The sequence below is a fragment of the Acinetobacter sp. YH12129 genome, assembly GCF_013418685.1.
Classification (GTDB): domain Bacteria; phylum Pseudomonadota; class Gammaproteobacteria; order Pseudomonadales; family Moraxellaceae; genus Acinetobacter; species Acinetobacter amyesii.
Genome location: NZ_VPBP01000013.1, coordinates 1 through 25,690 on the forward strand (window position 1 = coordinate 1; position 25,690 = coordinate 25,690).

Here is a 25,690-nt window from a genome sequence, read left to right on the forward strand (position 1 = left end):
TCCAGATTTAAATCCAATAGAAAATATGTGGTCACGAGTCAAGGCGATTCGAACTAAGTTTAGAGTTAAAGATATTGATAAATTATTTAAAGATTACTGTAATGATTTATTTGGTATTTAGCTATAGGTGCAAAAATGACATTGTGTTTCAATAACACAGTGACTAAAGTATCCCTATAAAATTACTGGGTTTTATAAACCACAGTTACAACAAAAACTTGGAGCATTTATGCGAACTCTCTACCAGTTTCCACTCTCACATTTTTGTGAAAAGGCGCGCTGGTTACTCGATCATAAAGAGTTGGATTATGTGGCTCATAATTTAATGCCGGGTGTACATCGTGCATTTGCACAGCTTAAAACAGGGCAAAACAAATTACCGATTTTACGTGATCAAGATCATTGGGTTGCAGATTCAACTCAAATCGCCTTTTACTTGGATGCGACCTACCCCGAACATAGTCTGATCCGTCCAGATGTCAAACTGCGTGAAGACGCTTTAGAAATTAATGAACTCTCCATTGAGTTAGGCCAACATGTGCGCCGTTGGGGGTTGGCACATGTATTAAATGAAAGTGAAGAATCACTTGATATTTTAATTGGTGAAAAGGGCTATTTACGTCAGTTTGAAAAATATTCCAAGCCCATTATAAAGGCACTGGTTTCTAAAGGTTATCAATTAGATACGGATAAGGTTGCGGCTTCACGTGAGCGATTGGACGAAATTGTGGTTGATTTAAATCAACGTCTGATCGAACAAGGTGGGCGTTATTTTGTAGGCGACCGATTAGGTTTGGCTGATATTGCAGTGTGTTCAATGTTGGCGCCGATATTAGAGATTGTTGGAACGCCGTGGGAAAAAGAGCATGGCGAAACCTTGTCAGAAGAGTTTAAAGCTTACAAAGCCTATTTGAGCGATTTGCCTTTAGGTCAATATGTGCAACGTATATACCAAACAGAACGTAACGCACGTGTAGATTGGCGTGGTGTATAAGCTCTTTATATGAAAACTTTGCGTCATACTGCTTTAAAAAAGCGCGCCTAACAGCGCGCTTTTTCATCAGACATTCAATCCTTAAATATAGCTTTGTTGTTGAATATCCAAAATATTCAGCACTGGACTGATACTATCGGCTTGTAAAGTATTCAGCGGCATAACAGGGTAGAATATATTGCCTAGCGCATCCTTAATACTTGGGATGATGGTGGAGATATCAAAATCACCTTGAGCAGAACCTAAATTTTCCAATAGGTCATTAATATTCGGTAATTGGCCCGTGAGGTTTTCAGTCAATTGGTTGAACTGATCCGTGATAGAACCAAGATCAATTTTTTCAGGAGCAAGATTGCCAAGTAAATCGCCAAGATCTGGAATGGTCAGTTGATCGAGGAACTGAGTCGCTTCACCATTGCTGTCCATCAGAGCAATGACTGGTTTCAACGAGTCAATCACTTGATTTAAATTAGTTGAAAGCGTCAGTAAGGCTGGATTGTTGACCACATCCAAAATGGTGCTCACGCTATTTAATACATCATAAATCGCTTTGACGGTTTGAGCCTGATCCGTATCGATGACATCGCTTTTTGCCAGTAAATCTAAAAGCGGATTAAGTCCTTTGATCACCCCTGAAATGGTCTCAGGGATATTGCCTTGGTTGGCTGATGAAATGGCGGTCACTAGATTGGTCACACTTCCAATCACAGTCGGTAAAGCATGGCTCAACTGTTCCATATCAATAGTTGAGTTATCTTTATTGATTGAGGCTAATAAAGGTAGGAGGGCACTCGTTGCACCTTGTGCAATTTGCCCAAAGTCAATGTTTCCAGAAGACGAGCTCCCAATCATCTGAATAATGGGTTGCGCATATTCTAAAACTTGACTGAGTGTATTGATAATTTGCGTTGAATCCGTTGACCCAGTTGCGCTTCCAAGCATAGCAAGCAATGGTTTGATGGCATTTACAGCACTGCTAATATTGTCAGGAAGATTACCTTGATTATTGGTGCTACTCAGTAAACTTTGCAAGCTGTTGACAATGGTAGGTAAGGATTGAACCAACTGATTCATCTCTGTTGAGCCAGCGTTGCCACCTAAATTTTGTAGGAGCGGTTGCAGTGTTGTCATCAAAGTCTTGAGTGCATCCGAATTTGAACCGTTATTGGATGTAAGACTTTGAATCGTGCTAATCACTTGGGGCAGCGTTTTAGTCAGTGCGCTAAAATCAAAAGACTTTGTGCCACCTAAATTACCCAATAATCCTGTCAGCGTATCCGTGATATTGGTTGTAGGTTTAAGCGGGCTAAGTAGGTTACTGACCGTGCTGCTAATTGTACTGAGCTGTAGGGAAGGGCTTAGTACAGAACTTAATTTTGAGCTGAGTGAACTCAGTGATTTAATTGCCATGTTTATTCTTCCGTTTTTGTTTTTTTTGTATATTTATGAACCGCCGCTATTTTTTAATGTAATTACCAAACCAAGTAAATAAGTGAAAAAAAAGAAATGTGACATAGAGCGCACATTGAAAAATAAAGTAAAAATAAAAAATTGAAAAATATAAATAAAATATCTTTCCCTTTTATCTGAAATTGATTTATTCAGATCAATGGAATGCATTTTTGAAGCTTTATTGGTAGGTTGTCTAAAGGCGTTATTTAGAATATAAAAACTAAACTTTGATGAAAAAACATTCATTTAAACACGATATATATGAAAATTATTATGTTCATAATGCATATGAGCTTTATTATTTTTAATAAATCATGCTATACATGAGAAAACTTGCACATAAATGCTGATTTTAAAACTTAAAATAACATTGAAAATGACAACAGGTGTTTGATGAATCTGGATCATCAGCACTGTTTTCAAAAATGGCTGGAGTAGACTGATGGAACTAGACCGTTTTGATAAACAAATTTTAGAAATTTTGACCCATGAAGATGTCAATTTAAATGAACTGTCAGAGCGAGTGAATTTATCGGTCAGTTCAGTTCATCGTCGGATCAAACAATTGATTGATCACAATATTATCAGTGGTCTAAAACGTGAAATTAATTATCAAAAATTGGGCTTTAGTTTGCATGTGCTGCTACAGGTGTCCTTAAGCAAACATGATACAGATACTTTTGCTAAATTTTTAGAAGCATTAGAAAGTATTCCAGAAGTCATTAATGCATTTTTGGTGACAGGGCAGTCTGCCGATTTTATTGTGGAAGTCGTTGCACGGGATATGGAAAACTATAGTGAAATTTTACTCAAGCGCATTGGTAAAATTGAACACGTAGTTGCATTACATTCGAGCTTTGTAATTAAACAATATAATGTTTTTAACTGTAATGGCTTATTAAATAAGGTTTAAATGCAGCCCTCATATATAAACTCAAACAGTTGAAAGCTAGGCAATAAAAAACGCACCGAAGGGTGCGTTTTATACTTCACTCGATTGAACTATAGAGCTTCTAACTCAGCCATCACTTCATCGGTGAATTCAACGTTGGTATACACGTTTTGAACGTCGTCAAGATCTTCAAACATATCAATCATTTTGATGATTTTTTTCGCTTGTTCGATATCTGAAATTAACGCTTTAGTTGAAGGGTTCATGACCACTTCGGCGTTATCAGATTTTAAACCTGCTGCTGCAAGTGCATCCTGAACCTCACCGAAAGTTTCAGGTGTGGTGATAACTAGAATTTCTTCTTCGTCCACTTCGATGTCTTCAGCACCCGCTTCTAAAGCGACGTCCATGATTTGATCTTCTAAAGAAACATCTTCAAAAGTAATCTCACCACGTTTGGTAAACATATAAGCTACTGAACCTGCAGTACCTAAATTACCATCAGTTTTCGAGAAGCAATGACGAACGTCAGGAACAGTACGGTTCAAGTTATCCGTCATTGTTTCAATGATGACCGCAACACCACCAACGCCATATCCTTCGTAGGTTACTTCTTTTAGATCGGTATTTTCTTCACCGCCCACACCACGTTGGATCGCACGGTTAATGGTGTCACGTGTCATGTTTGCAACTAATGCTTTTTCAACAACAGCACGTAAACGTGGGTTAGACGCTACATCACCGCCGCCTAAACGTGCAGCTGTCACGATTTCACGGATAAATTTTGTGAATACTTTAGCGCGGCTCGCATCTTGTTTTGCTTTACGATGCTTAGTATTAGCCCACTTGGAATGACCCGCCATGCGAAATATGCTCCTTGTAGATTGGCCTTATGCCTATCAAATTGAGCAAATTCTACCATAATGGCTTTTTTGTGTGAAAGTACTGGATTTCAGGAATTGAGTAGTTGAAAAAAAAATATCCAAATTTGAGAAAATAATGCGAAATGTCTAAACGCTCGTACTGTAATTTTTCTTATGATGAGAATTGGGCTGAAAGGAGCGAGGTGATCTTGTTATAAAAGGAAGATATAAATGTACAATGCATGGAGCACGATACATTTATATCTTTAAGTACGTATATCTTAAAAAAACGTGAATGGCACTTAGTCTTTATTTTTAGGTTCTGGGATCACGATGTCTAAACCTACTTTATCTTTATAGAGCTGCTTAATTAAAGCTAAATCGTGATCGAGGTCAGTTGGGTAAATCTTACCGAAAATACCGCCTTGTTTGGTTTTTGAGTTGGCATACATTAATACAATTGGCACACCTGCAGCTTTAGCGATATACCAAAAGCCTGTGCGAATCGGTTTTCGTGCTTCACCACGTTCTGCTCGTGTCGCTTCTGGAGCAATGACTAAATTAAATTTTTCATTGGCTTCAAAATGCTCAACCATTTGAGTCACGATGTCTTTATTGGCTTTACGGTCTACAGGAATACCGCCAATCGCTTCAAGAACAGGTTTAAATGGACCTTTAAAGAGTTCTTTTTTTATCAGCGTGTGAATTTTAATGTCGTAAATTTGGCAAAGGGCCAATGAAAGAACAGCATCCATCATTGAGGTGTGTTCAAAGCCGACGATCACTTGTTTATTTTCTAAAACATCAGGTTCTACGTGGTATTTCCAGCCCGCCAATTTAAATGCGGATTCGCCAATAAACTTTTTCAACATAGTCGGTGATACGGTGATTTAAAAAAGGTGTAATTTCTGCTTGTTTGTCCTATGAGTCAAGAGCATTTAAGTGAGCTTTGATCTGAATTGTGCATATATTTCAAATCGGAATAAGAAGGGGGATTGAAGACTGATATTTTTTAGCAATAAATCGGCTAAATTTTATATGGTAAAGCTATCATCATAGATAAAAATACTCTTAAAAATTTGCTAAATATGGCTAGGCACCGTCAGAAATTCTTATTAGACTTTTGTCGTAGGTTAAAAATTTTAGCCTGTTGGTCTTAACTCGATTTCTAACGGAGAACTCAAGCATGATTTATTTAACTGCTGTGTTATTCGCTGTTGCAATGTTTGCTTTGATTGTTATTTGGTCAATTGTTGAGTTTTATTTGGACTTAAGAAAGCCTGAACAGGTTGAGTCTTAATTTTTGCGCTTTTAAAATGCGAAATATATAGTATTTCTAAAAGTCATGAATCAAAAAACATTTGCTTATAATGAATAAAATAATATCTTTTAAGTATAACAAATCGTGACTTAATTTACGGGTATTTAGAACTTAAGCTTTTAAATTTTTCTTGAATGTATTTTTTTATAACCTACTTCTCGTATTAAGCAATCGTGGCTTACTCAAGCTGGCTTGAAGTTTTGTACGTATCTATAGGTTATCTGCCATATCTTTTAAAGCCTTAGACTGACTTTATTTAGTTTTTAACATTAAAAAACCCCTCACGATTAATGCACGTAAGGGGTTGTTTTATATGGTGGGCCCACACAGACTTGAACTGTGGACCAACGGATTATGAGTCCGCTGCTCTAACCAACTGAGCTATAGGCCCTATATTCTGAATGTGTTATTTATCAACAAGTTCAGACGCAAAGCATACTAGCGAAGATTTTTTTAAAAGACAAGCCTTTTTCTTCACGGCTGCACACTAACACAACAAATTGGCTGTAGTTGCAGCAGTTAAGCTTTGATTCGACCAAAATGCACAAAGTGTCAAATCCTATCGTGATGTAAATCACGACAAAAGTTATCAAACAGTCAAAATAACCTTATAATAATGCCCATTCTTGTCAGTACCGTGCCCAACAGCGTATAGATTGGTACTGGCCTCACATTTTTAAGTCAATGTCCTACAGTTATTCGGCTTATGTTTTCATTTTTATGTGTTGCACTGACACATAAGAATATTTAGGTGCCCACATGGAAATTAAGGTTAATTATCTCGATAACCTTCGACAAGAAGCCAAATTTGATGACTTCACGGTAATTGCCGACCAACCTATTCGCTATAAAGGTGATGGTTCTGCTCCCGGACCATTCGACTACTTTTTAGCGTCATCAGCATTATGTGCAGCGTATTTTGTAAAAGTGTATTGTGCGGCGCGAGACATTCCGACAGATAATATTCGCTTATCACAAAATAATATTGTTGATCCTGAAAACCGCTATAAGCAAATTTTCAAAATTCAAGTTGAACTACCTGCGGATATTTCTGAAAAGGACCGTCAAGGTATTTTGCGTTCAATTGACCGCTGCACGGTTAAAAAAGTGATTCAAACTGGTCCTGAGTTTGTCATTGAAGAAGTAGAAAGCATTGATGCAGATGCACAAGCTTTACTTATGCCAAATTTAGCGTCAGACAGTACCACGTTTATTCCGGGTAAAGATCTGCCATTAGAAGAAACCATTGCCAATATGTCAGGTATTTTGGCTGGTTTAGGCATGAAGATTGAAATCGCGTCATGGCGTAACATCGTGCCGAATGTTTGGTCTCTACATATTCGTGATGCACAATCGCCCATGTGTTTTACCAATGGTAAAGGCTCAACCAAAGAAAGCGCATTAGCTTCGGCTTTGGGTGAATTTATTGAACGTCTCAATTGCAACTTCTTCTATAACGACCAGTTCTGGGGTGAAGAGATTGCCAATGCTGACTTTGTGCATTATCCAGATGAAAAATGGTTCCAACCCGGCCCAGAAGGCGAGTTACCTACTGAAATCTTAGATGACTACACACGTGAAATTTATAACCCAGAAAATGAGTTATTAGGTACACATCTATATGACACCAATTCAGGAAATATAGCACGCGGTATTTGCTCTCTTCCATTTGTCCGTCAGTCCGACGGTGAAACAGTGTATTTCCCATCAAACTTGATTGAAAATTTATACTTGTCAAACGGGATGAGTGCAGGGAATACCTTGGCTGAGGCTCAAGTGCAATGTTTATCGGAAATCTTTGAGCGTGCGGTCAAACGTGAGATTTTAGAAGGTGAATTGGCTCTACCAGATGTACCAGAAGAGGTTTTAGCCAAATATCCAAGTATTGTTGCGGGTATTCAAGGCTTAGAAGAACAAGGTTTTCCTGTATTGGTAAAAGATGCTTCACTTGGTGGTCAGTACCCTGTGATGTGCGTAACCTTAATGAACCCACGTACTGGTGGGGTTTTTGCATCTTTTGGTGCGCACCCTAAACTCGAAGTAGCTTTAGAGCGTAGCTTAACCGAGCTTCTACAAGGCCGAAGCTTTGAAGGTCTAAACGATCTACCAAAACCAACGTTTAGCTCAAATGCAGTCACTGAGCCAAATAACTTTGTAGAACACTTTATTGACTCAAGTGGTTTGGTGTCTTGGAAATTCTTTAGCGCACAATCAGACTATGATTTTGTAGAGTGGGATTTCACATCTGAAGGTGAAAATGCCAATGCGGAAGAAGCTGCAGCGATGTTTGCGATTCTAGAAGACATGGGCAAAGAAGTGTATATGGCGGTATACCAGCATCTAGGTGCTACGGCATGTCGTATTTTGGTTCCGGGTTATTCTGAAGTGTATTTGGTTGAAGACTTGGTTTGGGATAACACCAACAAAGCTTTGGACTTCCGTGAGGATATTTTAAACATTCATCGCCTAGATGAAGACGAGTTAGTGTCATTGGTTGAGCGCTTAGAAGAGCTTGAGGTGGATGATTACACGGATATTGTGACGCTCATCGGGATTGAGTTTGATGACAATACCGTATGGGGCCAATTAACGGTTCTTGAGCTCAAACTACTGATCTATATTGCCTTACAAGAATTTGAAGAAGCAAAAGAGTTGGTCGAAACCTTCCTTCAGTACAACACTAATACAGTTGAACGTGGTTTGTTCTATCAATGCATGAATGTGGTTTTAGAAGTTGAATTGGACGATGACTTAGATCTCAATGACTATGAACATAATTTCCGTCGTATGTTTGGTGACGAACGTATGGATGCAGTGATTGGTTCAATGGATGGCAGTCTTCGCTTCTACGGTTTAACTGAAACCAATATGCAACTTGAAGGTTTAGATCGTCATTTACGTCTGATTGATAGCTATAAAAAATTGCATGCTGCACGTGCGAAGTTTGCCAGTCAGAACGTTTAAATCTGGGCTTGTGAATAACGTTACTCATGTGATCATCTATTTGAAAAAACTCTCCTAAGGGAGAGTTTTTTTTGTGCGAAATTTGCTGAAAATTAATCTATATCTGTGATGCTGATATTAATAAAAATCCTTAGAACTCAGGTGAATATAAGGCAGGCTTAAAAATAACCGATTATCCGAAATTGTGTCATTTTAAAGTAAAGATATTTGACTCATTGGAAAAATATGATAATAAATTAGCTATGGCGTGTTTAGGCATGATCATAATATTTCAGGACGAAATATTCAGAAGCACATTAATAAATAAACGGGAGTTTTAACAACATGCTTCAATTATTCAGAAAACTATTTTGCATGCATATTTACGAATACGAGCAAATGGAAGAAATCGGTTCGCACAAGGAATGTCGTAAGTGCGGTGTGACAAAGTAATGCAGAGTCTCAGCCAAAAAAAGTGAGCGAAAGCTCACTTTTTTAATGCCGGTCAATATTGAAATCATTAAAATAGAAATACATTCACAGTTTTTATGCAGATATGAGTAAAGATTTTCAAGCCGAACGTTATACCGTCGATGCCAATATGGCAGATACCATTGCATGGTTATTACAACATCAGGATTGCTTTGAATCTTTTCATTATGATGTGATTCAGCAGCAATTGGTGGTTCAACATGCTAATGGTCAAGACATTATTCGTGAAGGGGATTATTTAAATGCAGGCTATGGAATTTTAATAACAGCACATAACTTTGTTAAGTAAACGATATATTTTCCCTACTCATGGTGATTTAGCCATTTCATTTGTTCGCACCATCTCTTGCATTGCACTTTGATACCTATCACTGATCATTCAATTGAACTAAGCCCCGAACTTCGGGGCTTATTTTAAGCCATTTGCATGGCATCAGTTGAAAGCTGTGCAGCATTTGGTTTGGGCTGTTCAGCCACTAAACCGAGTTTGCTAAATAAAAGCTGATCTTTGCCTTCGCCTGCATTTGGCGTGGTCAGTAGTTTTTCACCAGAAAAGAGTGAATTTGCACCTGCCATAAATGCCAAAGCTTGTTCTGAATCACTCAGGGATTCACGACCTGCAGAGAGTCGAATATAGCTTTTTGGCATAATGATCCGTGCGACTGCAATGGTGCGAATCCATTCGATGACATCGAGTTTCTCAACATCAGCAAGTGGGGTACCTTGAATAGGCACAAGGAGATTGATCGGCACAGATTCAGGGTGAATCGGCAGCGTTGCCAACTCCATCAGGAAGGCGATACGGTCATCACGGCTTTCACCTAAGCCCACAATTCCGCCGCTACAGATTTTCATTCCAGATTGGCGAACATAGTCTAGCGTCGTTAAACGGTCATCATAGCTACGCGTGCTAATGACATTGGGATAATACTCACGAGAGGTATCGAGGTTATGGTTGTAATAATCTAAGCCTGCCTCATGTAGGCGCTCTGCTTGAGACTGATTCAGCATGCCAAGGGTCATACAGGTTTCAAGTCCCAGCGCTTTGACTTCACGCACCATTTCTAGCACATAGGGCATGTCCCGTTCATGTGGATTGCGCCATGCAGCGCCCATACAAAAACGCGAAGAACCTGAGGCAAGCGCAGCTTTCGCTTCATTGATGACTTTTTCCACAGCCAGACGTTTTTCAGCTTCTAATCCAGAGTCATAATGTGCAGACTGAGAGCAATATTTACAGTCTTCAGGGCACTTACCGGTTTTAATCGAAAGTAAGGTGCTGACTTGAATATGATTGGCTTGGAAATATTCACGGTGAATGGTCTGTGCTCGGAATAATAAATCCATCAATGGTTGTTGATACAACTCTTGTATTTCTGGGTGTGTCCAGTCATTTCGGTAGCTCATAAATGATCCATATTTTCTGCCTAATGCAGATCATCATACGTAAAATTTGCAGACTTCCAAGACTATTTTGTAACATTGAAAGTTGGCTAAAGTACATTGAAATGGCTTTTTTAAAGAACTTTTGATATTTGAGATACTTACAAAGTTGTGTTAAATGCCAGCACAATCGCTGCAATGTTTATTTTAAGATGAAAAATTAAGTTTCTTTGATTGCGTCACTAAATTTTAGCTTAAATGAAAACTTTGTAAGGATCTAGAAAATATAGAATCAAATCCATTAAAGCATCTTTGAGTTTTGTTCTGTAATTGCCCAATCAATATGAACTTGCACAATCGCGTCATGTTTTTCGCGAGAATTTTTTAATGATTGAACAATATTTGAACTGTATGGTGCATTGCCTAAGCCAATGGCGATATTTCGCATAAAGCTTTGATAGCCTGTTCGTCGGATAGGACTGCCTTCAGTGCAGCTTAAAAAGGTGGCTTCATCCCATTGCCAAAGATCTAATAAACTCACTTGATCGAGACCATGACGTGGATAAAAGTCCTCAATTTGAGTTTTATGCGCAAAGCTATTCCATGGACAGATAAGTTGACAGTCATCACAGCCAAACACACGGTTGCCAATGCCACGGCGTAATTCTTCAGGAATGATGCCTTTATATTCGATGGTTAAGTAGGCAATGCATTTACGTGCATCTAACATATAGGGCTCAACGATGGCCTGAGTTGGACAGATATCAATACAGGCTGTGCATGAACCACAATGTTTGGTTGTCGGAGAATCAAAAGGCAAATCGAGTGATGTAAACAGCTCACCTAATACAAAAAATGAGCCTGATTTTTTATGGATCAGTAAGGTGTGTTTGCCTGTCCAGCCCATGCCTGCATTTTCAGCTAAGGATTTTTCAAACACTGGTGCAGAGTCGGCAAAGGGTCTAGATTCAAAATCTCCGATTTTTTCACGGATGATATTCGACAAGGTTTTTAAACGACCACGCATGACTTTGTGGTAGTCACGACCTCGTGCATAGCGTGCAATGATGGCTGCATTTGGCTCATTAGGAACATAACGTGGTTTTGGGGTTTCGACCAAATAATCCATGCGGACACAAATGATACTGCGGGTGCCGGGGACTAAAAGTGCAGGATTGGCACGTTTTTCAAGGTTTTCCTCTAGGAATTTCATATCGCAATGATAACCACGTTCTAAATATTCTTTAAAACGAGGGAGTTCCTCTTGAGCATCTGGCTTTGCGATGACACAATCAGAAAAACCTAAATTTAAGGCTTGTGCTTTAATCCATGCTTTTAGGGTTTCTGGATCATATTGATCGACAGGAATTTTTTGTGCAGGAGTTGAAGCGGCCATAATCATAACAAGGAAAAACAATGCGTCTGCAAGTTTACCATAGCCCTGTTTATCTTAGCCAAAGTATTCAAGCTTGGGAGCAGCGTTGGTTTGCTCAGCACAATAGCAGTTATGGTCTGATGCAGCAGGTTGCATGGTCGATTGCTCAGCAACTCATTCCAATGTTAAAGCAGCAAAATTTAAAAAATATTGCAGTGTGTTGTGGGCAGGGCAACAACGCAGGTGATGGCTATCTTACAGCGCAATACCTACAGCCAGCAGGCTTTCAAGTTGATATCTATGCCGCTGAAATAGGGGCATCGAAGGACTTACATTCTGCAGTACAGGAAGCGATAGATCACAAGCTTAAGATCTATACACATTTTGATTTTCAGCGAGATTATGACGTCTATATCGACGCATTATTTGGTATAGGACTCAATCGTGAACTTTCTAGCGAATGGCAAGCCATTATTCAACGATTGAATGCATGCATGGGACTCAAAATTGCGATTGATATTCCAAGCGGATTACATGCCAATACAGGGCAGCCTTTACCCATCGCATTTCAAGCCGATTATACCTTTACGGCATTGGGTTTAAAAGCAGGGCTATTTACAGGTCAAGCGAAAGAATATGCAGGTGAAGTTTCGGTGATGGCATGTATACCGACTGATGCAGAGCTAGAGCCACTTGCTCATTTGTCGCCGCAGAAAATAGCCTTACCTGCGCGTCAAGCCTTTGGTCATAAAGGCAGTTATGGCCATGTTTTGGTTGTTGGTGGCCATGCAGAAATGGGTGGGGCGGTGATTATGGCTGCTGAGGCTGCATTCCATGCAGGTGCAGGTAAGGTTACGGTTGTTTGTGATGCACGACATCACACCGCTATTTTGGCGCGCGCACCGAATATTATGCTACGCGATATCAATGCATTAACTACAGAAGCAATTCGGCAACTGATCGATCAAGTCGATGCGATTAGCTTTGGCATGGGGCTTGGTCGTGACGATTGGGCACAACAGCAGTTTCAGTCATGGTTTCCATTGATTCAGCAGTCAACCTTGGAAATTGTTTTGGATGCAGATGCCTTATGGTTTCTAGCTGAAGCACCTAAAAATTTGAATGCACGAACCTATGCAACGCCACATCCGGGTGAAGCTGCGAAATTACTGGGTATAACTACTGCTGAAGTTGAAGCAGATCGTGTACAAGCAATTCAGTATTTAAAAGAAAAATTTCAAGGTCAATGGGTGCTTAAAGGCGCAGGCAGCTTAATACTTGAAGATCAGCTTTGGATTTGCACCGCAGGTAATGCAGGAATGGGTACAGGCGGTATGGGAGATGTGCTTGCAGGGATGATTGCAAGTTTAAAAGCACAATTCCATCAGCAAATACATCTGCATGAAATCGTAAGCCTGCATGCTTTAGCAGGTGATGTATTGGCGAAGCCGGGGATGCGTGGTTTGCAAGCGCAGGATATGGCCCAAGCGGTTTATCATGTGGTTAATCATTCAGGAGTTAAAGACTAAAATGCATGCAGTTAAATTGAGAATTCAAGGTAAAGTGCAGGGTGTTGGCTACCGTCGTTGGTTTGAGCAGCAAGCGCTTGCACTCGGTTTAAATGGCTATGTGAAAAATCTAGCGACGGGCGAAGTTGAAGCGCTGATTATAGGAACTGAAGACGCCATTCATAAAATACTGAAACACAGTCTGGTGGGGCCGTTACGAGCAGACGTGACTAAAATCGATCAGCAAGAAATTCCAATGCATGAATTAGACTATAGCGGTTTTAAAATGATTCGCTAAATTTGATCACTAGATTAGGTGGGCTTTTGAAAACAGAATGAATTACTGAACTATATGATTTGACGATTATTTACCGACGTCGAGTGCTTACACGACTTCGGCCGCGAGCCATACCACCTAAGGCATTCAGTACAGCCATTTTACTCATACTACCAGACGCATGCGCATGACAAATTGCGGCAGCCAAAGCATCGGCTGCATCCTGCTGGGGTTTGATGCTTAGGTTCAGAATGCGCATAACCATCATTTGGACTTGCTCTTTATCAGCAGCCCCATAGCCGACCACAGATTGTTTGATTTGACGTGCAGTATATTCAGCGACTTGTAAATCTAAATTGGTTAAAGCGGCAATGGCAGCACCGCGTGCTTGACCTAGTTTTAGGGCTGAGTCAGGGTTTTGAGCCATAAAGACTTGTTCAACAGCAGCTTCAGTAGGCCCGTGAAACTTTACGATGCGATCAATACCAGCAAAGATACGTTTTAAGCGTTCAGGCATTTCTGTTGTTTCGGTACGAATGGTGCCAGCATCGACAAAACGTAGTTTAGAGCCATCCTTCTCGATGATGCCGTAACCAGTTAGGCGAGACCCAGGGTCAATACCGATAATTAATGACATGTTTGCCCTATTTGCCCTTTAAAAATAAAATAATGCCCATATTGTTACATAAGCGTGTCAAAAAAGCTTGATAGTGATTGAGCAGTTGAACGCAACACCTTAAATTAATTTACTGAGATTTGTTTAATTTTCATGAAATTATTTCTTCTGATTTTAGCAGGCTTGATCCTGGAAGTGTTTGTCTGGATCGGTGTGGGCGACCTCGTCGGCAGCATGTGGTATGTCTTTTTCTGGTTCGTGGTGGCCTTCTTTATAGGGATGAATATTATCCGTAAATATTCATCAGGTCTGATGCCTCAAATGCAGCAAATGCAAGCAGGTCAAATGAGTAATGATCCAGCTTTAACTGGAAATTTACCAAAAATTTTGGCTGGTTTCTTATTGCTGTTACCGGGTCTAATCTCAGATATTATGGCATTACTTATTTTGATTCCACCTGTACAAAATGCCATGAAAGCAGTCATGATGAAAACAATGATGAAGCGTCAGCAAGCCATGATGGAAAAAATGATGGGTGGCATGATGGGCGATATGGGAGGCATGGGCGGTGCTCAGGGTCAGAACCCATTTGCAGATATGATGCGTCAAATGCAAGATATGCAAAATCAGCAATCAGGTCGTGATTCATCCGTTATTGATGGTGAAGCTCGTGAAGTGACGCCAGATGCGAAACAAATTGAACTGAAAGATGTCAATAAAAAATAATTAACTCAGTATGAAAGGCCGAATGTGTATTCGGCTTTTTTTTTGCGTAAATTTTGATACGGCCTAAAAATAAACCTTGTGTTGCCAACAAAAAAATTGAACAAGCGATATAATCTTCACGTTTTAATTCAAATGAATCAGCTTGCATGTCACTGTTATTCACCATCTGTGTGCTTCATTTTGTTGCGCAGTTGAGTCCCGGTCCAGATGTATTATTAATTGCTAAAAGTGCAGCATCAACAACGCGTGCAAATACCTTAAAAATTATTGCGGGGATCTCTGTCGGGATTGTGGTGTGGGTCGTTTTAACCTTATTGGGCTTTACGGTTCTGGTTGAGCAATTTCCATGGATACAACAAGTTTTAATGGCTGTTGGTGGATTTTTCTTAGCGAAAATGGGTTGGGCGATGTTTAGTGGTGGGCTTAAAAGTTTAAATCAAACAGCCAATTTAGAAGATGGGCAGGCCTTAAGTCAGCAGAATACTGAAAATTATTTCTTATTAGGTTTATTTACGAATTTAGCTAATCCGAAAACACTGATCTATTTTAGTAGTGTGTTCTCACTGGCGTTGAGTTCATCAGCCAGTAGTAACCTAAAAGCACAGCTTGCTGTCATCATTCCGATTCAAACTTTTATTGTGTTTAGTCTGTTTATGATGATTATGTCTTTGCCTAAAATTAAAGCACTCTACCAACGTTCGGGTAGTTATATTGATGTGGTTTCAGGGGCGTTATTTTTAATTTTTGCGATTTGGCTGTGGTTCGACGCAATTAGAATGTTCAATCTTCAATAGCTGCAAACATATTGCTGTCAGCAAAGCGAAAGCCAAGTATTAGAACTTGGCTTTTTTTATGTGCCAATTTTATTGCTCTGGATTGGTTTGATCTTGGTCTTTAGACGGTGCTATATTTGATGGATCTTGTGCAACATTGGTAGTTTCAGCATGATCATGATCACGATAACGGTTCGGTTTGAGGGTGGTTTCGGTATTTTCAGAGCCTTTGTATGATCGGCTACGATTGGCGCGTTCACGCAAACCGCCTTTTTTGATTAACTGCACCATCGTCTAGAACCTCATTGCTATTGCCATAGTTTAAAGAATTTTCCTCGTGAAGATAAGTGAGCAGGGCGATGCTAGCGCATAAAAAAGCCTGAAATCATTCAGGCTTTCATCATTTTAATTTATCTCTTTGAATGACTTTAAAGCAACCCGATAACGGTGCTTAAATTCAGCTTAGCTAAAATTTTACACATTGCCAGCCTGTTCATGGGGCTATATTTGGCTGTTGTAAAAAAGCTTAATTTTTACCATCCTGCTTGAGTACTTCAAAGATGTTGAGTTGGGTTGTAGCTTCAGTATCGTGCTGTTGCAAATACACTTGGACACTCTTAAATAGAATGGCAACAGCCAAACAACTGAGTATGCAAAATATCCAAAAGCCATATGGGCTACGGATATTATGCGAGCCACATTCGGAACATTCTTTATCGCTTGAAGCCAATACTTTATTGCAACAAGCACAGTGATATTGATAGTGCATTGCTTTTCTCCATTTAGTCGAATTTGACCAACATTCTTGTTGTTATTGTCAACCATCAATCCGTGATGATTGTTTTATCTTAATGTGCAAATAAGCTGCTGTACAAGTTTTAAACGGTTTGTTTTGCTCATTATTGTGTAAGTGAAAAGCGTCAGAGAGTTAAATAATTGTTTTATTGATAATTTAAATATGAAACAAGACATGAATTTTCAGTCATAAAAAAAGCCAGTTCGAAAACTGGCTTTTGTTGTTCTGTTTAAACTGAATTATTGACCAGAACGGATGATGTAATCAAAAGCAGATAATGATGCTTTCGCGCCTTCACCTGTCGCAATGATGATTTGTTTGTAAGGTACTGTTGTACAGTCACCGGCAGCAAATACACCTTTTACATTGGTTTCGTTACGCTCGTTAATTACGATCTCACCACGGTTTGAAAGTTCAACCGCTGTTTCTTTTAAGAAATCAGTGTTTGGTAACAAACCGATTTGTACAAAGATACCAGCCAATTCAATCGTTTTGATTTCATCTGTTGCACGGTCTTTGTAGTTCAGTGCAGTCACTTGTGAACCATCACCGACCACTTCTGTAGACAATGCATTCATGATCACAGTGGTGTTCGGTAAGCTATTTAACTTGTCTTGAAGGACTTGGTCAGCACGAAGCTTGGTATCAAACTCAACAAGTGTTACATGTTCTACAATACCAGCAAGGTCAATCGCCGCTTCGACACCTGAGTTACCACCACCTATGACTGCAACACGTTTACCTTTAAACAATGGACCGTCACAGTGTGGGCAGTATGCAACACCACGAGTACGGTATTCTTGCTCACCTGGAACATTCATCTCTCTCCAACGTGCACCTGTTGAAAGAATCACTGTTTTAGATTCAAGTTTTGCACCATTCTCTAAAGTCACTTCAACTAAGCCATTGGCTGTTTGGTCAGCACCTTTGATGTCAGATACACGTTGCAAGTTCATAATGTCCACACCGTACTCACGTACATGTGCTTCCATTTCAGCAGCAAACTTAGGACCTTGAGTCTTTTGAATCGACGTGAAGTTTTCAATGTCCATCGTATCCATGACCTGACCGCCCATGCGTTCAGCCACGATACCTGTTTTAATGCCTTTACGTGCTGCATAGATTGCAGAAGTATTCCCCGCAGGGCCGCCACCAATCACAAGAACATCAAAGGCTTCTTTGGCATTTAACTTTTCAGCATCTTTTGCGGCAGAGTTGGTGTCTAATTTAGCAATGATTTCTTCCAAGGTCATACGACCTTGACCAATGTGCTCACCGTCTTGGAATACCATCGGTACAGCCATGATTTTGCGTTCTTCCACTTCTTCTTGGAAGAATGCACCATCAATCATGGTTGCAGTTGTACCCGGGTTGTAAATTGCGATCAAGTTAAGTGCTTGAACCACGTCAGGACAGTTATGGCAGCTTAAAGATACAAACACATCAAAGTCAGTTTTAAGACCTAGACCTTTGATAGTGTTCAGTACTTCGTCAGAAACTTTCGGTGCATAACCTGAAGTTTGTAGCAAAGCTAGAATCAAGGACGTGAACTCATGGCCCATCGGCAAACCTGCGAAGAATACACGTGGTGTTTCACCTGCTTTTGCAATACCAAAGCTTGGCGCACGGCTGTTGTTACCATCAAAACGTGCAGTCACTAAATCAGATAAAGCGGCAACTTCAGTTACCAATTCTTTAATTTTGTCTGATTTGTCCGTGCCGTTTAAAGTCGCGACGATTTCAATCGGGCCTTCAAGGCGTTCAAGTAAGGTTTTTAATTGAGCAGAAGTATTTTGATCTAACATTGCTAACGTCTCCAGAGGAGTAAATTTATTTGATGAGAGAATGATAGAACAAACCATTAAATAGGTGAAACGGTTTGTTTTTATAAAATTAATCGGTTTTACAAATCAAATAGTTAAATTTCTTTCTAAATCATAAGAATATACCGATGTGAATGCAGTCAATATTGGGCCACTATCGAGAAATACAAGTTAAATAGTGGAAAAATAAACGAATTCATCGCGCTTTAAGCGAGAGAATGCTAGAGTCAACGCTATTGTATTGAGAACTTTTTAAGGAAATGACATGCAGGTTAAGAAAGGGATTTATCAGCATTATAAAGGTCAGTTGTATCAAGTCTTTCATGTTGCAACACATAGTGAAACGCGTGAAAAAGTTGTGGTCTATCAGTGCTTGTATGACGACTATTCCATGTGGGTCAGACCCTTAGAGATGTTTATGGAAACCGTTGAAATTGATGGTGAAGTAATTCCACGTTTTAAGCTGATCCAAGAAACCCACTAAGTAGATATTTAGTACTTCAATTTATAAATATGAATGAAATAGCAAAAGGATAGAATCATAAGCATGGATACAAATTTTAAAAACTATACGCAACAACTCTATGCAGACTTTAGTGCTCACGATGCTGCGCAAAATCACCGACTTGCGCGTTACCGAAATATTGAGCCTGAGTCTGCACTGTTTTTGGCTATGCAAATTCGCTTAAAACAAGCCAAACAAATCTTGGAAATTGGAACATCTACAGGCTATTCCACGCTGTGGTTAGCAGATGCTGCGCAGTCTACACAAGGGCGGGTCGAAACCATTGAAATTGATGCAGCGCGTATCGAACAAGCTAAACAACATGCGGCAAATTTAAGCTTAGCCGAATACATCGAATTTCATCAGGGCGATGCACTGCATTTTTTACAGCAGTTAAATCAGCGTTATGACTTCATTTTATTAGATGCAGAACGTGATGCATATGTGGCGTATTGGCCATATTTAGCTGAATTGATACAAGCTCAAAGAGGCGTGTTAGTCGTGGACAATGTGCTATCACATGCCAATGAGGTCGCTGAATTTATCCAACGTGTTGAAGCGGATGATCGTTTTATCAGTACGACATTAAATGTGGGTGCAGGGCTTTTTATGGTGAGTTGGCGCAACTAAAAATCAGGGCATTCAGCCCTGATTTGATCGAAAATATTTTTTAATTAATAAAATACTGTTGCTATAGCGCTAAGCTTGTAGCGGTTTAACCCTGTAAGCTTACTCGTGAAAAATGTAGATCATATTCTAGATATTTGTGGACAAATGCCGTTTTATCACTACATCGAAGTAAATTATCATAAATAAAAGGTGAAACTGGATAAAAGAGATCCCCAGAACCATTCGCATAAAATATTTTTAAGTAACGTGAAGAAGAACTGTATTTCCAAGAAGTTACAACAGTTGTTGTCATAAGCCACCCCCTTATTGCGTTGTTATAGTCATACTGCAGTTAAAGGTTTATCTCATTTGAAATTAAGACAAATTCAGGGCGTGGAGTATTGCAGAATTGTTAAAAAATAATGTTTTATCTCACATTTTTTTTCATTTCTTTATCAACTAATTTGATAAAAATAATGCCAGTTCAGAGAAATGCCATAAGCGTCATTCTCCCATATTAGTGTAAGGAGAGTTAAAAACTACGGCATTGTTCTGATTTATTGCCTTTGACTTGGTTGTTGCTGCCATTAATTGAAAAAGCATTTTCAAGACAAATTAAATTACCTGCGATTTCATTATTATTTAGCACAATATTGCCATTATTTTTCTTTAATGTGAGGTCGCCTGAAATTTGGTTATTGAGGAGTTGGATGTTTTTCCCTGTCGTAAAATCGACATTGCCACTGATATTGTTATGATTGGCAATGATCTTAGTAAAATTTTTATTCGATTCAATATTGCCTTTGATGTGGTTGTCATGCAGTTCAACACTGGCGCCATTTTCTAAAATAACGTTGCCATGAACAATTAAACCTTCAAGCTGACAATTTTTTTTGACTTTAATATCTTCACGAATACTTTGGTTTTTAATTTCACCTTCGCAGTTCACGGCAGCAAAAGTCGTAAACGAACATAAAATTAAACTGATCGAGACGAAATATTTTTTCATGGGCTTACATCTTCCTGAAATAAGCAATTGACCTAAAATTCAAGTTAAAAATACTGAAATACCGACAAAGATGTAAGTCTAAACCATCAGGTATGAGGCGCATTTTTATTATATTTGTGTAAGTGCTAAGTTGATGAATATCTATAGATAGATGGAAAGTGCTAGGGCGTTATAGCTGTATGAATAAAGTGTGAACTGCGTAGGGTGTATAGAGGTACATACTCGCCAATAATAGGCATAAAAAAACCACGCTAAAAGCGTGGTTTTTGAATCAGTTCAATCTAATACAGATTAGATTTTACCAACTAGGTCGATTGAAGGAGCAAGAGTTGCGTCGCCTTCTTTCCATTTAGCTGGGCAAACTTCGCCTGGGTGAGCGTGTACGTATTGAGCTGCTTTAACTTTACGAAGAAGTTCTTGAGCATCACGACCGATACCACCAGCGTTGATTTCAACGATTTGGATTTTACCTTCTGGATCGATAACGAAAGTACCACGATCAGCAAGACCGTCAGCTTCGATTAATACGTCAAAGTTTTTAGCAAGAGTCCAGTTCGCATCACCAACCATTACGTATTGGATTTTTTTGATTTCTTCTGAAGAATCGTGCCAAGCTTTGTGAGTGAAATGAGTGTCAGTAGAAACTGAGTAGATTTCAACACCTAGTTTTTGGAATTCTGCATAGTTGTCAGCAAGGTCACCAAGTTCAGTTGGGCAAACGAAAGTGAAGTCAGCTGGGTAGAAGAATACAACAGACCATTTACCTTTAAGATCAGCTTCAGTTACTTCGATGAATTGACCATTTTGGAATGCAGTAGCTTTAAACGGTTTAACTTCAGTATTAATTAAGCTCATCATTGTCTCCATGATTGAGGTTTGTTTTTGATTTCCAATAGGGTACAGAAATTTTTCTTATTGCTGAAATAGTATTTTTACATAACTAATATCGGAAAATCCGAATTAATAGTGATTTACTCATTTCCCAATAGACCAGTATTTCATCTCATTTAACCGCAGTTGTGTGAGGATTAAATGACAGGAACTACCCTAAACGCCCTACACAGACATGAAGTCACACCCCTTAAAATTCAAGGGTAAAATTTAAAAAAAGTGATTTAAATTTTTCTATTGTTGATTTAATCCATCTTTAGGCATGCCGATTCGCTCATCAGCGAAGCATTTCTTTTGTTCAATTAGGCGGATGAAGGGGGATATGGCGAATTCATCCTATTTTCAGATTTGAGATCTAAACCGCACCACGCCAGTCGCGCCAGATAAATTCACTTCGGGTTTTCAATTGTTGCATTGGGAAATGCGATGAAACCGAGTAGAATATCGGGTTTCATGTAGTTGTAAGGCGTATTCTTGGTGGCGAAAGATTTAAATGTAGATCAGATGGTGATGGCTCGTGATGTTCACCGTTTAAATCGATTGCGTAAGGGAAAAGACGCCAACGAAAAGCAGCATAAAGAACTGTTTGAAAAGTCGAATGCGAAAGTCCGCGAACGGATTGCCCGCATCCCAAATATTAAATTAAATCAAGACTTACCTGTTACGCAGTATGCAGACAAACTGATCGATGCGATTCAAAAGCATCAAGTGATTATTGTGGCAGGTGAAACCGGTTCGGGTAAAACCACACAGTTGCCTCAAATTGCCATGCTTGCAGGTCGTGGTTTAACGGGTTTGATTGGCCATACTCAACCCCGTCGACTAGCAGCGCGTAGTGTTTCGCAACGTATTGCAGAAGAAGTGGGCGAAAAGCTGGGGGAGTCGATCTCCTTTAAAGTTCGTTTCAATGAACAAGGTTCACAAGATTCCATCGTTCGGTTAATGACCGATGGTATTTTATTGGCTGAACTGGCCAATGACCGATTCTTAAATAAATATGACACGATTATTATCGATGAAGCACATGAACGTTCGCTGAATATCGACTTCATCATGGGCTATCTCAAACAGCTCTTGCCTCGTCGTAAAGATCTCAAAGTCATTATTACTTCAGCAACTTTAGACGTAAATCGATTCTCGAATTACTTTAATGGGGCACCTATTTTTGAGGTCGAAGGTCGAAGCTTCCCTGTAGAATTGCGTTATCGTCCGATTTCAGAGCTGAGCATTGTCGGTAGTGATGATGATGAATTTGACGATTTTGAAGAAAATTTACCTCGTGCCGTGGTTTCAGCTGTAGAAGAATGTTTTCAAGATGCGCAGGAAAAAGGTCATCCTGAACATGCCGACATTTTGATTTTTGCCAGCACTGAACAAGAAATTCGTGAGTTACAGGAAACACTGCAAAAGTTTGGGCCAAGACATACCGAAGTTTTACCTTTATATGCTCGATTGGCTTTGGCAGAACAGCAAAAGATCTTTAATCCATCAGGCGGTGGGCGACGTATTATTATTGCCACCAACGTGGCAGAAACGGCTTTAACCGTACCGAATATTCGCTACGTAGTTGATAGTGGCTTTGCACGGATATCCCGTTATAACTATCGCTCACGTGTACAGCGTCTACCGATTGAGGCTGTATCACAGGCGGCAGCAAATCAGCGTAAAGGTCGTTGTGGTCGTATCGCGCCGGGTGTGTGTATTCGACTATATTCAGAAGAAGACTTTATGAGTCGTCCTGAATTTACCGAGCCTGAGATTAAACGAACCAACTTGGCCTCGGTTATTTTGCAAATGCAAAGTTTGGGCTTTGGTGAATTAGAAGACTTTGATTTTATTGAGCCGCCAGATCATCGTTTGGTGAATGATGGTCGTAAGCTTTTGATTGAGCTTGGGGCGATGGTTGAGAAAGGGAAAGCCCCTCTTTCGCAAAGAGGGGTTGGGGGAGATTCTATTGAAAGTAATCCCCCTAAATCCCCCTTTACAAAAGGGGGGCTTCCTCCGGCGAAGGGTGGTGGTTTAACCAAAATTGGTCAGCAAATGGCAAAAATGCCGATTGACCCACGTCTTGCACGGATGATTTTGGGTGGAGCGCATTTTGGCGTATTAAATGAAGTCTTAATTATTGTCGCTGCTTTAGCGGTACAAGATCCACGTGAACGTCCTGCGGATAAACAAATGCAGGCCGATCAGAAACATGCTTTGTTCCGTGAAGCTGACTCGGATTTCTTGTTCTATATCAAATTATGGGAAGCTCTAGTCGCAAATCGTGACATGAGTGAAAATAAGCGTCGAACTTTTGCACGCAACCATTTCCTGAGTTGGTTACGCCTCCGTGAGTGGAAAAAAACCCATGAGCAATTGGTGGATTTGGCTCAGGGCTTAAAACTGTCCTTTAATGAAAAGAAGGCCAATTATGAAAATCTGCACCGTGCGTTATTAACGGGTTTACTTTCATTTATTGCCAACAAAACCGATGAACGTAATGTGTTCATGGCAGTGCGTCAGCAAAAGGCACGCATTTTCCCTGCATCAACTTTGCATAAAACCAATACACCTTGGGTCATGGCTTTTGAGATGGTGGAAACCTCTCAGGTATATCTTCGTACATTGGCGAAAATTGAACCTGAATGGATTTTATTGGCTGCAGGCGATTTATTGAAGCATCATTATTTTGAGCCGCATTGGTCGAAAAAATCTGGTGTAGTCAATGCCTATGATCAAATTTCTTTGTTTGGTTTGATTATTGAGCCACGTCGTCAAATAAATTATGAAAAAGTGGATCATCCTGCGGCGCATGAAATTTTCCTACGAGATGCGTTGACGACGGGACATTTGGGTATTACGCCACCGTTCTTAAAACACAATTTATTAAAACTCGAAGAAGTTGAGCGCGTTGAAGATAAACTGCGTCGTCGTGATTTGGTGGTGGATGAAGAAACCATCTACCAGTTCTATGCTGCTAAAGTGCCTGAAGAGGTGGCAAGTCGTCGTAGTTTTGAAGACTGGCGTGCAACGGTAGAACCGCAAAATCCGCGTCATTTATTTATCGATGATGATTCGCTTTGGATGAATGACCGTCCAACGACTCAGCAATTTCCAGACTACCTACGCAATGGTGAGCTGCGTTTGGCTGCAAGTTATCGTTTTGACCCAAGTCATGATGAAGATGGTGCAACGGTCAAAATTCCAGTTCAAGCTTTGCCGCAAGTGGATGAAAATATTTGGTCATGGGGTATACCTGGTTGGCGACAAGACCTGATTGAAGCCTTGCTTAAAGCATTGCCTAAGGATAAACGCCGTCACTTGGTGCCAATACCAGATACAGCGCGTAAATTAATGGATCGTGTCGATGCCGTGCATTTGCGCGAGCATATTTTTAGTTTCTTGGCGTTCCAACTACGTGGTGAGCAAATCACAGATAAGGACTTTTCTTGGGAGCGCGTTGAGCAATATCTGCTGCCTTTAATCAAAGTCATTGATGAAAAAGGCCGTGTGATTGAGCAAGGTCGTGATCTAGATGAACTCAAAGCACGCTGTCGTACGGAAACTCATAGCCCAGTCAAACAGTTAAAAGGTGAGTTTAAAACCTTCCCTGATAATTTTGTGTTCGAAGCATCACAAAAAGTCACGGGTGTGGTGGTGAAACAATACCAAGCGCTTGTTCCAGTCAAAGGCTTTGCAGAGTTGGATGCCAAAGATGAATCGGGTGTGGTGATTCAGACTTTCAATGACCAATTTGAAGCAGTCAAACAACACCGCGAAGGAATCATTCGTTTGGTTCATATGCAGTTGGGTGACTTAGTTCGTCAGTTGAAAAAACAGATTTCTAAACCCTTGGCATTGGCTTATTCACCGCTAGGCGACAAAGCCAAACTAGAGCAAATGTTAGTTTATGCCACACTTCAGCTTGCAATAAATGAGCTACCTGTCAATGTGCAGGAGTACCAAAACCTGATTTTGAATGTAAAGAAATCTTTCTTAACCCATGGGCAACAAGCATTAGCCGTTTTAACTGAAACCTATATTCAATGGCAGGATATACGTCGGAAATTGTTGGTTTTAGATGATTCTGTGTTTGGAAAGAACATTGATGACATTGAAGATCAACTCGATTTGATGCAACTTTCAGATTTTGTTTATGGCAAAACTTCCGATGTGTGGCTCGAATTTCCAAGATATTTGAAGGCATTAGTCTTGCGTTTAGACCGCTTGCCAAATAACCTACAAAGGGACAATTCTGCCATTGATCAAGTTGACCCATGGATGGAAAAATTATTTAAGTTTAAAAATGACACTCGCCTTAAAGAATTGTATTTCATGGTTGAGGAGTTACGCATCTCTATTTTCTCTCAACCAATGAAGACCAAGATGCCAATTTCTCCATCCCGCTTGCAAAAAGTATGGGATAAGCTCGGAATCAGTTAAGATATAGGTAATTT

General features: G+C 39.8%; 23 protein-coding genes and 1 tRNA gene. 11 read left to right on the forward strand and 13 right to left on the reverse strand.

Annotated features, from left to right (window positions below):
- Positions 1-229: 229 nt before the first annotated feature.
- Positions 230-994, forward strand: a complete 765-nt coding sequence (locus FTU65_RS08405) for a glutathione S-transferase family protein (RefSeq protein WP_180012150.1) — start codon at positions 230-232, stop codon at positions 992-994.
- Positions 995-1,075: 81 nt separating this feature from the next.
- On the opposite strand, the gene FTU65_RS08410 is transcribed toward FTU65_RS08405, so the two are convergent.
- The gene (locus tag FTU65_RS08410; protein WP_180012148.1) at positions 1,076-2,404 is read right to left on the reverse strand and encodes a hypothetical protein; all 1,329 of its coding nucleotides are present in this window, start codon (positions 2,402-2,404) and stop codon (positions 1,076-1,078) included.
- A gap of 484 nt (positions 2,405-2,888) precedes the next feature.
- Here FTU65_RS08410 and FTU65_RS08415 point away from each other — a divergent pair, with 484 nt between their 5' ends.
- The gene (locus FTU65_RS08415; RefSeq protein WP_111885999.1) at positions 2,889-3,359 is read left to right on the forward strand and encodes an Lrp/AsnC family transcriptional regulator; all 471 of its coding nucleotides are present in this window, start codon (positions 2,889-2,891) and stop codon (positions 3,357-3,359) included.
- Between the two features lie 89 nt (positions 3,360-3,448).
- On the opposite strand, the gene FTU65_RS08420 is transcribed toward FTU65_RS08415, so the two are convergent.
- The 3 genes from FTU65_RS08420 to FTU65_RS08430 all read right to left on the reverse strand — a co-directional run bounded on the left by FTU65_RS08420 (position 3,449) and on the right by FTU65_RS08430 (position 5,913).
- Positions 3,449-4,201, reverse strand: coding sequence for a YebC/PmpR family DNA-binding transcriptional regulator (locus tag FTU65_RS08420; RefSeq protein WP_111886000.1), 753 nt, complete (start codon positions 4,199-4,201; stop codon positions 3,449-3,451).
- A gap of 302 nt (positions 4,202-4,503) precedes the next feature.
- Positions 4,504-5,073 (reverse strand): 1-acyl-sn-glycerol-3-phosphate acyltransferase, encoded by a 570-nt coding sequence (locus tag FTU65_RS08425; protein WP_078189041.1) that lies wholly within the window; start codon positions 5,071-5,073, stop codon positions 4,504-4,506.
- A gap of 763 nt (positions 5,074-5,836) precedes the next feature.
- Positions 5,837-5,913, reverse strand: a tRNA-Ile gene (locus FTU65_RS08430).
- Between the two features lie 368 nt (positions 5,914-6,281).
- On the opposite strand from FTU65_RS08430, the gene FTU65_RS08435 reads away from it, so the two are divergent.
- Positions 6,282-8,486, forward strand: coding sequence for an OsmC domain/YcaO domain-containing protein (locus FTU65_RS08435; RefSeq protein ID WP_180022550.1), 2,205 nt, complete (start codon positions 6,282-6,284; stop codon positions 8,484-8,486).
- Between the two features lie 535 nt (positions 8,487-9,021).
- Complete coding sequence (locus tag FTU65_RS08440; RefSeq protein WP_180007368.1) at positions 9,022-9,246, forward strand: hypothetical protein; 225 nt, start codon at positions 9,022-9,024, stop codon at positions 9,244-9,246.
- A gap of 125 nt (positions 9,247-9,371) precedes the next feature.
- Here the strand turns inward: FTU65_RS08440 and bioB are convergent, their stop codons facing one another.
- Together bioB and queG are read right to left on the reverse strand one after the other, a co-directional pair.
- Positions 9,372-10,364 carry a biotin synthase BioB gene (gene bioB, locus FTU65_RS08445; RefSeq protein WP_180022549.1) on the reverse strand — a complete coding sequence of 331 codons (993 nt, stop codon included), beginning with the start codon at positions 10,362-10,364 and terminating at the stop codon, positions 9,372-9,374.
- Between the two features lie 277 nt (positions 10,365-10,641).
- Positions 10,642-11,736, reverse strand: a complete 1,095-nt coding sequence (gene queG, locus FTU65_RS08450) for a tRNA epoxyqueuosine(34) reductase QueG (RefSeq protein WP_180003130.1) — start codon at positions 11,734-11,736, stop codon at positions 10,642-10,644.
- 20 nt (positions 11,737-11,756) lie between these two features.
- Here queG and FTU65_RS08455 point away from each other — a divergent pair, with 20 nt between their 5' ends.
- Both FTU65_RS08455 and FTU65_RS08460 read left to right on the forward strand, forming a co-directional pair.
- Positions 11,757-13,244 (forward strand): NAD(P)H-hydrate dehydratase, encoded by a 1,488-nt coding sequence (locus tag FTU65_RS08455; protein WP_180022548.1) that lies wholly within the window; start codon positions 11,757-11,759, stop codon positions 13,242-13,244.
- A gap of 1 nt (position 13,245) precedes the next feature.
- Positions 13,246-13,521: an acylphosphatase gene (locus FTU65_RS08460; RefSeq protein ID WP_168379658.1), complete on the forward strand. Its 276-nt coding sequence runs from the start codon at positions 13,246-13,248 to the stop codon at positions 13,519-13,521.
- Between the two features lie 70 nt (positions 13,522-13,591).
- Here the strand turns inward: FTU65_RS08460 and ruvC are convergent, their stop codons facing one another.
- A complete protein-coding gene (gene ruvC / locus FTU65_RS08465) occupies positions 13,592-14,137 on the reverse strand; it encodes a crossover junction endodeoxyribonuclease RuvC (protein WP_078189034.1) in 546 nt (181 codons plus the stop codon).
- Positions 14,138-14,269: 132 nt separating this feature from the next.
- On the opposite strand from ruvC, the gene FTU65_RS08470 reads away from it, so the two are divergent.
- Together FTU65_RS08470 and FTU65_RS08475 are read left to right on the forward strand one after the other, a co-directional pair.
- On the forward strand, positions 14,270-14,842 hold the full coding sequence (locus tag FTU65_RS08470; protein WP_180022547.1) for an FxsA family protein: 573 nt from the start codon (positions 14,270-14,272) through the stop codon (positions 14,840-14,842).
- Between the two features lie 146 nt (positions 14,843-14,988).
- Positions 14,989-15,636, forward strand: coding sequence for a LysE family transporter (locus FTU65_RS08475; RefSeq protein WP_180022546.1), 648 nt, complete (start codon positions 14,989-14,991; stop codon positions 15,634-15,636).
- 69 nt (positions 15,637-15,705) lie between these two features.
- On the opposite strand, the gene FTU65_RS08480 is transcribed toward FTU65_RS08475, so the two are convergent.
- The 3 genes from FTU65_RS08480 to ahpF form a co-directional block, all read right to left on the reverse strand.
- The gene (locus FTU65_RS08480) at positions 15,706-15,906 is read right to left on the reverse strand and encodes a hypothetical protein (RefSeq protein ID WP_180066649.1); all 201 of its coding nucleotides are present in this window, start codon (positions 15,904-15,906) and stop codon (positions 15,706-15,708) included.
- A gap of 235 nt (positions 15,907-16,141) precedes the next feature.
- The gene (locus FTU65_RS08485) at positions 16,142-16,384 is read right to left on the reverse strand and encodes a hypothetical protein (protein ID WP_078192893.1); all 243 of its coding nucleotides are present in this window, start codon (positions 16,382-16,384) and stop codon (positions 16,142-16,144) included.
- Between the two features lie 266 nt (positions 16,385-16,650).
- Positions 16,651-18,216, reverse strand: a complete 1,566-nt coding sequence (gene ahpF / locus FTU65_RS08490) for an alkyl hydroperoxide reductase subunit F (protein WP_180065241.1) — start codon at positions 18,214-18,216, stop codon at positions 16,651-16,653.
- 283 nt (positions 18,217-18,499) lie between these two features.
- Here ahpF and FTU65_RS08495 point away from each other — a divergent pair, with 283 nt between their 5' ends.
- Together FTU65_RS08495 and FTU65_RS08500 are read left to right on the forward strand one after the other, a co-directional pair.
- Positions 18,500-18,718, forward strand: a complete 219-nt coding sequence (locus FTU65_RS08495; protein WP_180010283.1) for a DUF1653 domain-containing protein — start codon at positions 18,500-18,502, stop codon at positions 18,716-18,718.
- Positions 18,719-18,775: 57 nt separating this feature from the next.
- Positions 18,776-19,369 (forward strand): O-methyltransferase, encoded by a 594-nt coding sequence (locus FTU65_RS08500; RefSeq protein ID WP_373683457.1) that lies wholly within the window; start codon positions 18,776-18,778, stop codon positions 19,367-19,369.
- Positions 19,370-19,454: 85 nt separating this feature from the next.
- Here the strand turns inward: FTU65_RS08500 and FTU65_RS08505 are convergent, their stop codons facing one another.
- The 3 genes from FTU65_RS08505 to ahpC all read right to left on the reverse strand — a co-directional run bounded on the left by FTU65_RS08505 (position 19,455) and on the right by ahpC (position 21,212).
- Complete coding sequence (locus tag FTU65_RS08505) at positions 19,455-19,661, reverse strand: KTSC domain-containing protein (RefSeq protein ID WP_078189026.1); 207 nt, start codon at positions 19,659-19,661, stop codon at positions 19,455-19,457.
- A 219-nt stretch (positions 19,662-19,880) separates the two neighbouring features.
- Positions 19,881-20,357 (reverse strand): hypothetical protein, encoded by a 477-nt coding sequence (locus FTU65_RS08510; protein ID WP_180010285.1) that lies wholly within the window; start codon positions 20,355-20,357, stop codon positions 19,881-19,883.
- A gap of 291 nt (positions 20,358-20,648) precedes the next feature.
- Entirely contained in the window at positions 20,649-21,212 is a 564-nt protein-coding gene (gene ahpC / locus FTU65_RS08515; RefSeq protein WP_005097370.1) for an alkyl hydroperoxide reductase subunit C, read from the reverse strand.
- Positions 21,213-21,725: 513 nt separating this feature from the next.
- On the opposite strand from ahpC, the gene FTU65_RS08520 reads away from it, so the two are divergent.
- Positions 21,726-25,676, forward strand: a complete 3,951-nt coding sequence (locus FTU65_RS08520) for a DUF3418 domain-containing protein (protein WP_180010286.1) — start codon at positions 21,726-21,728, stop codon at positions 25,674-25,676.
- Positions 25,677-25,690: the final 14 nt, after the last annotated feature.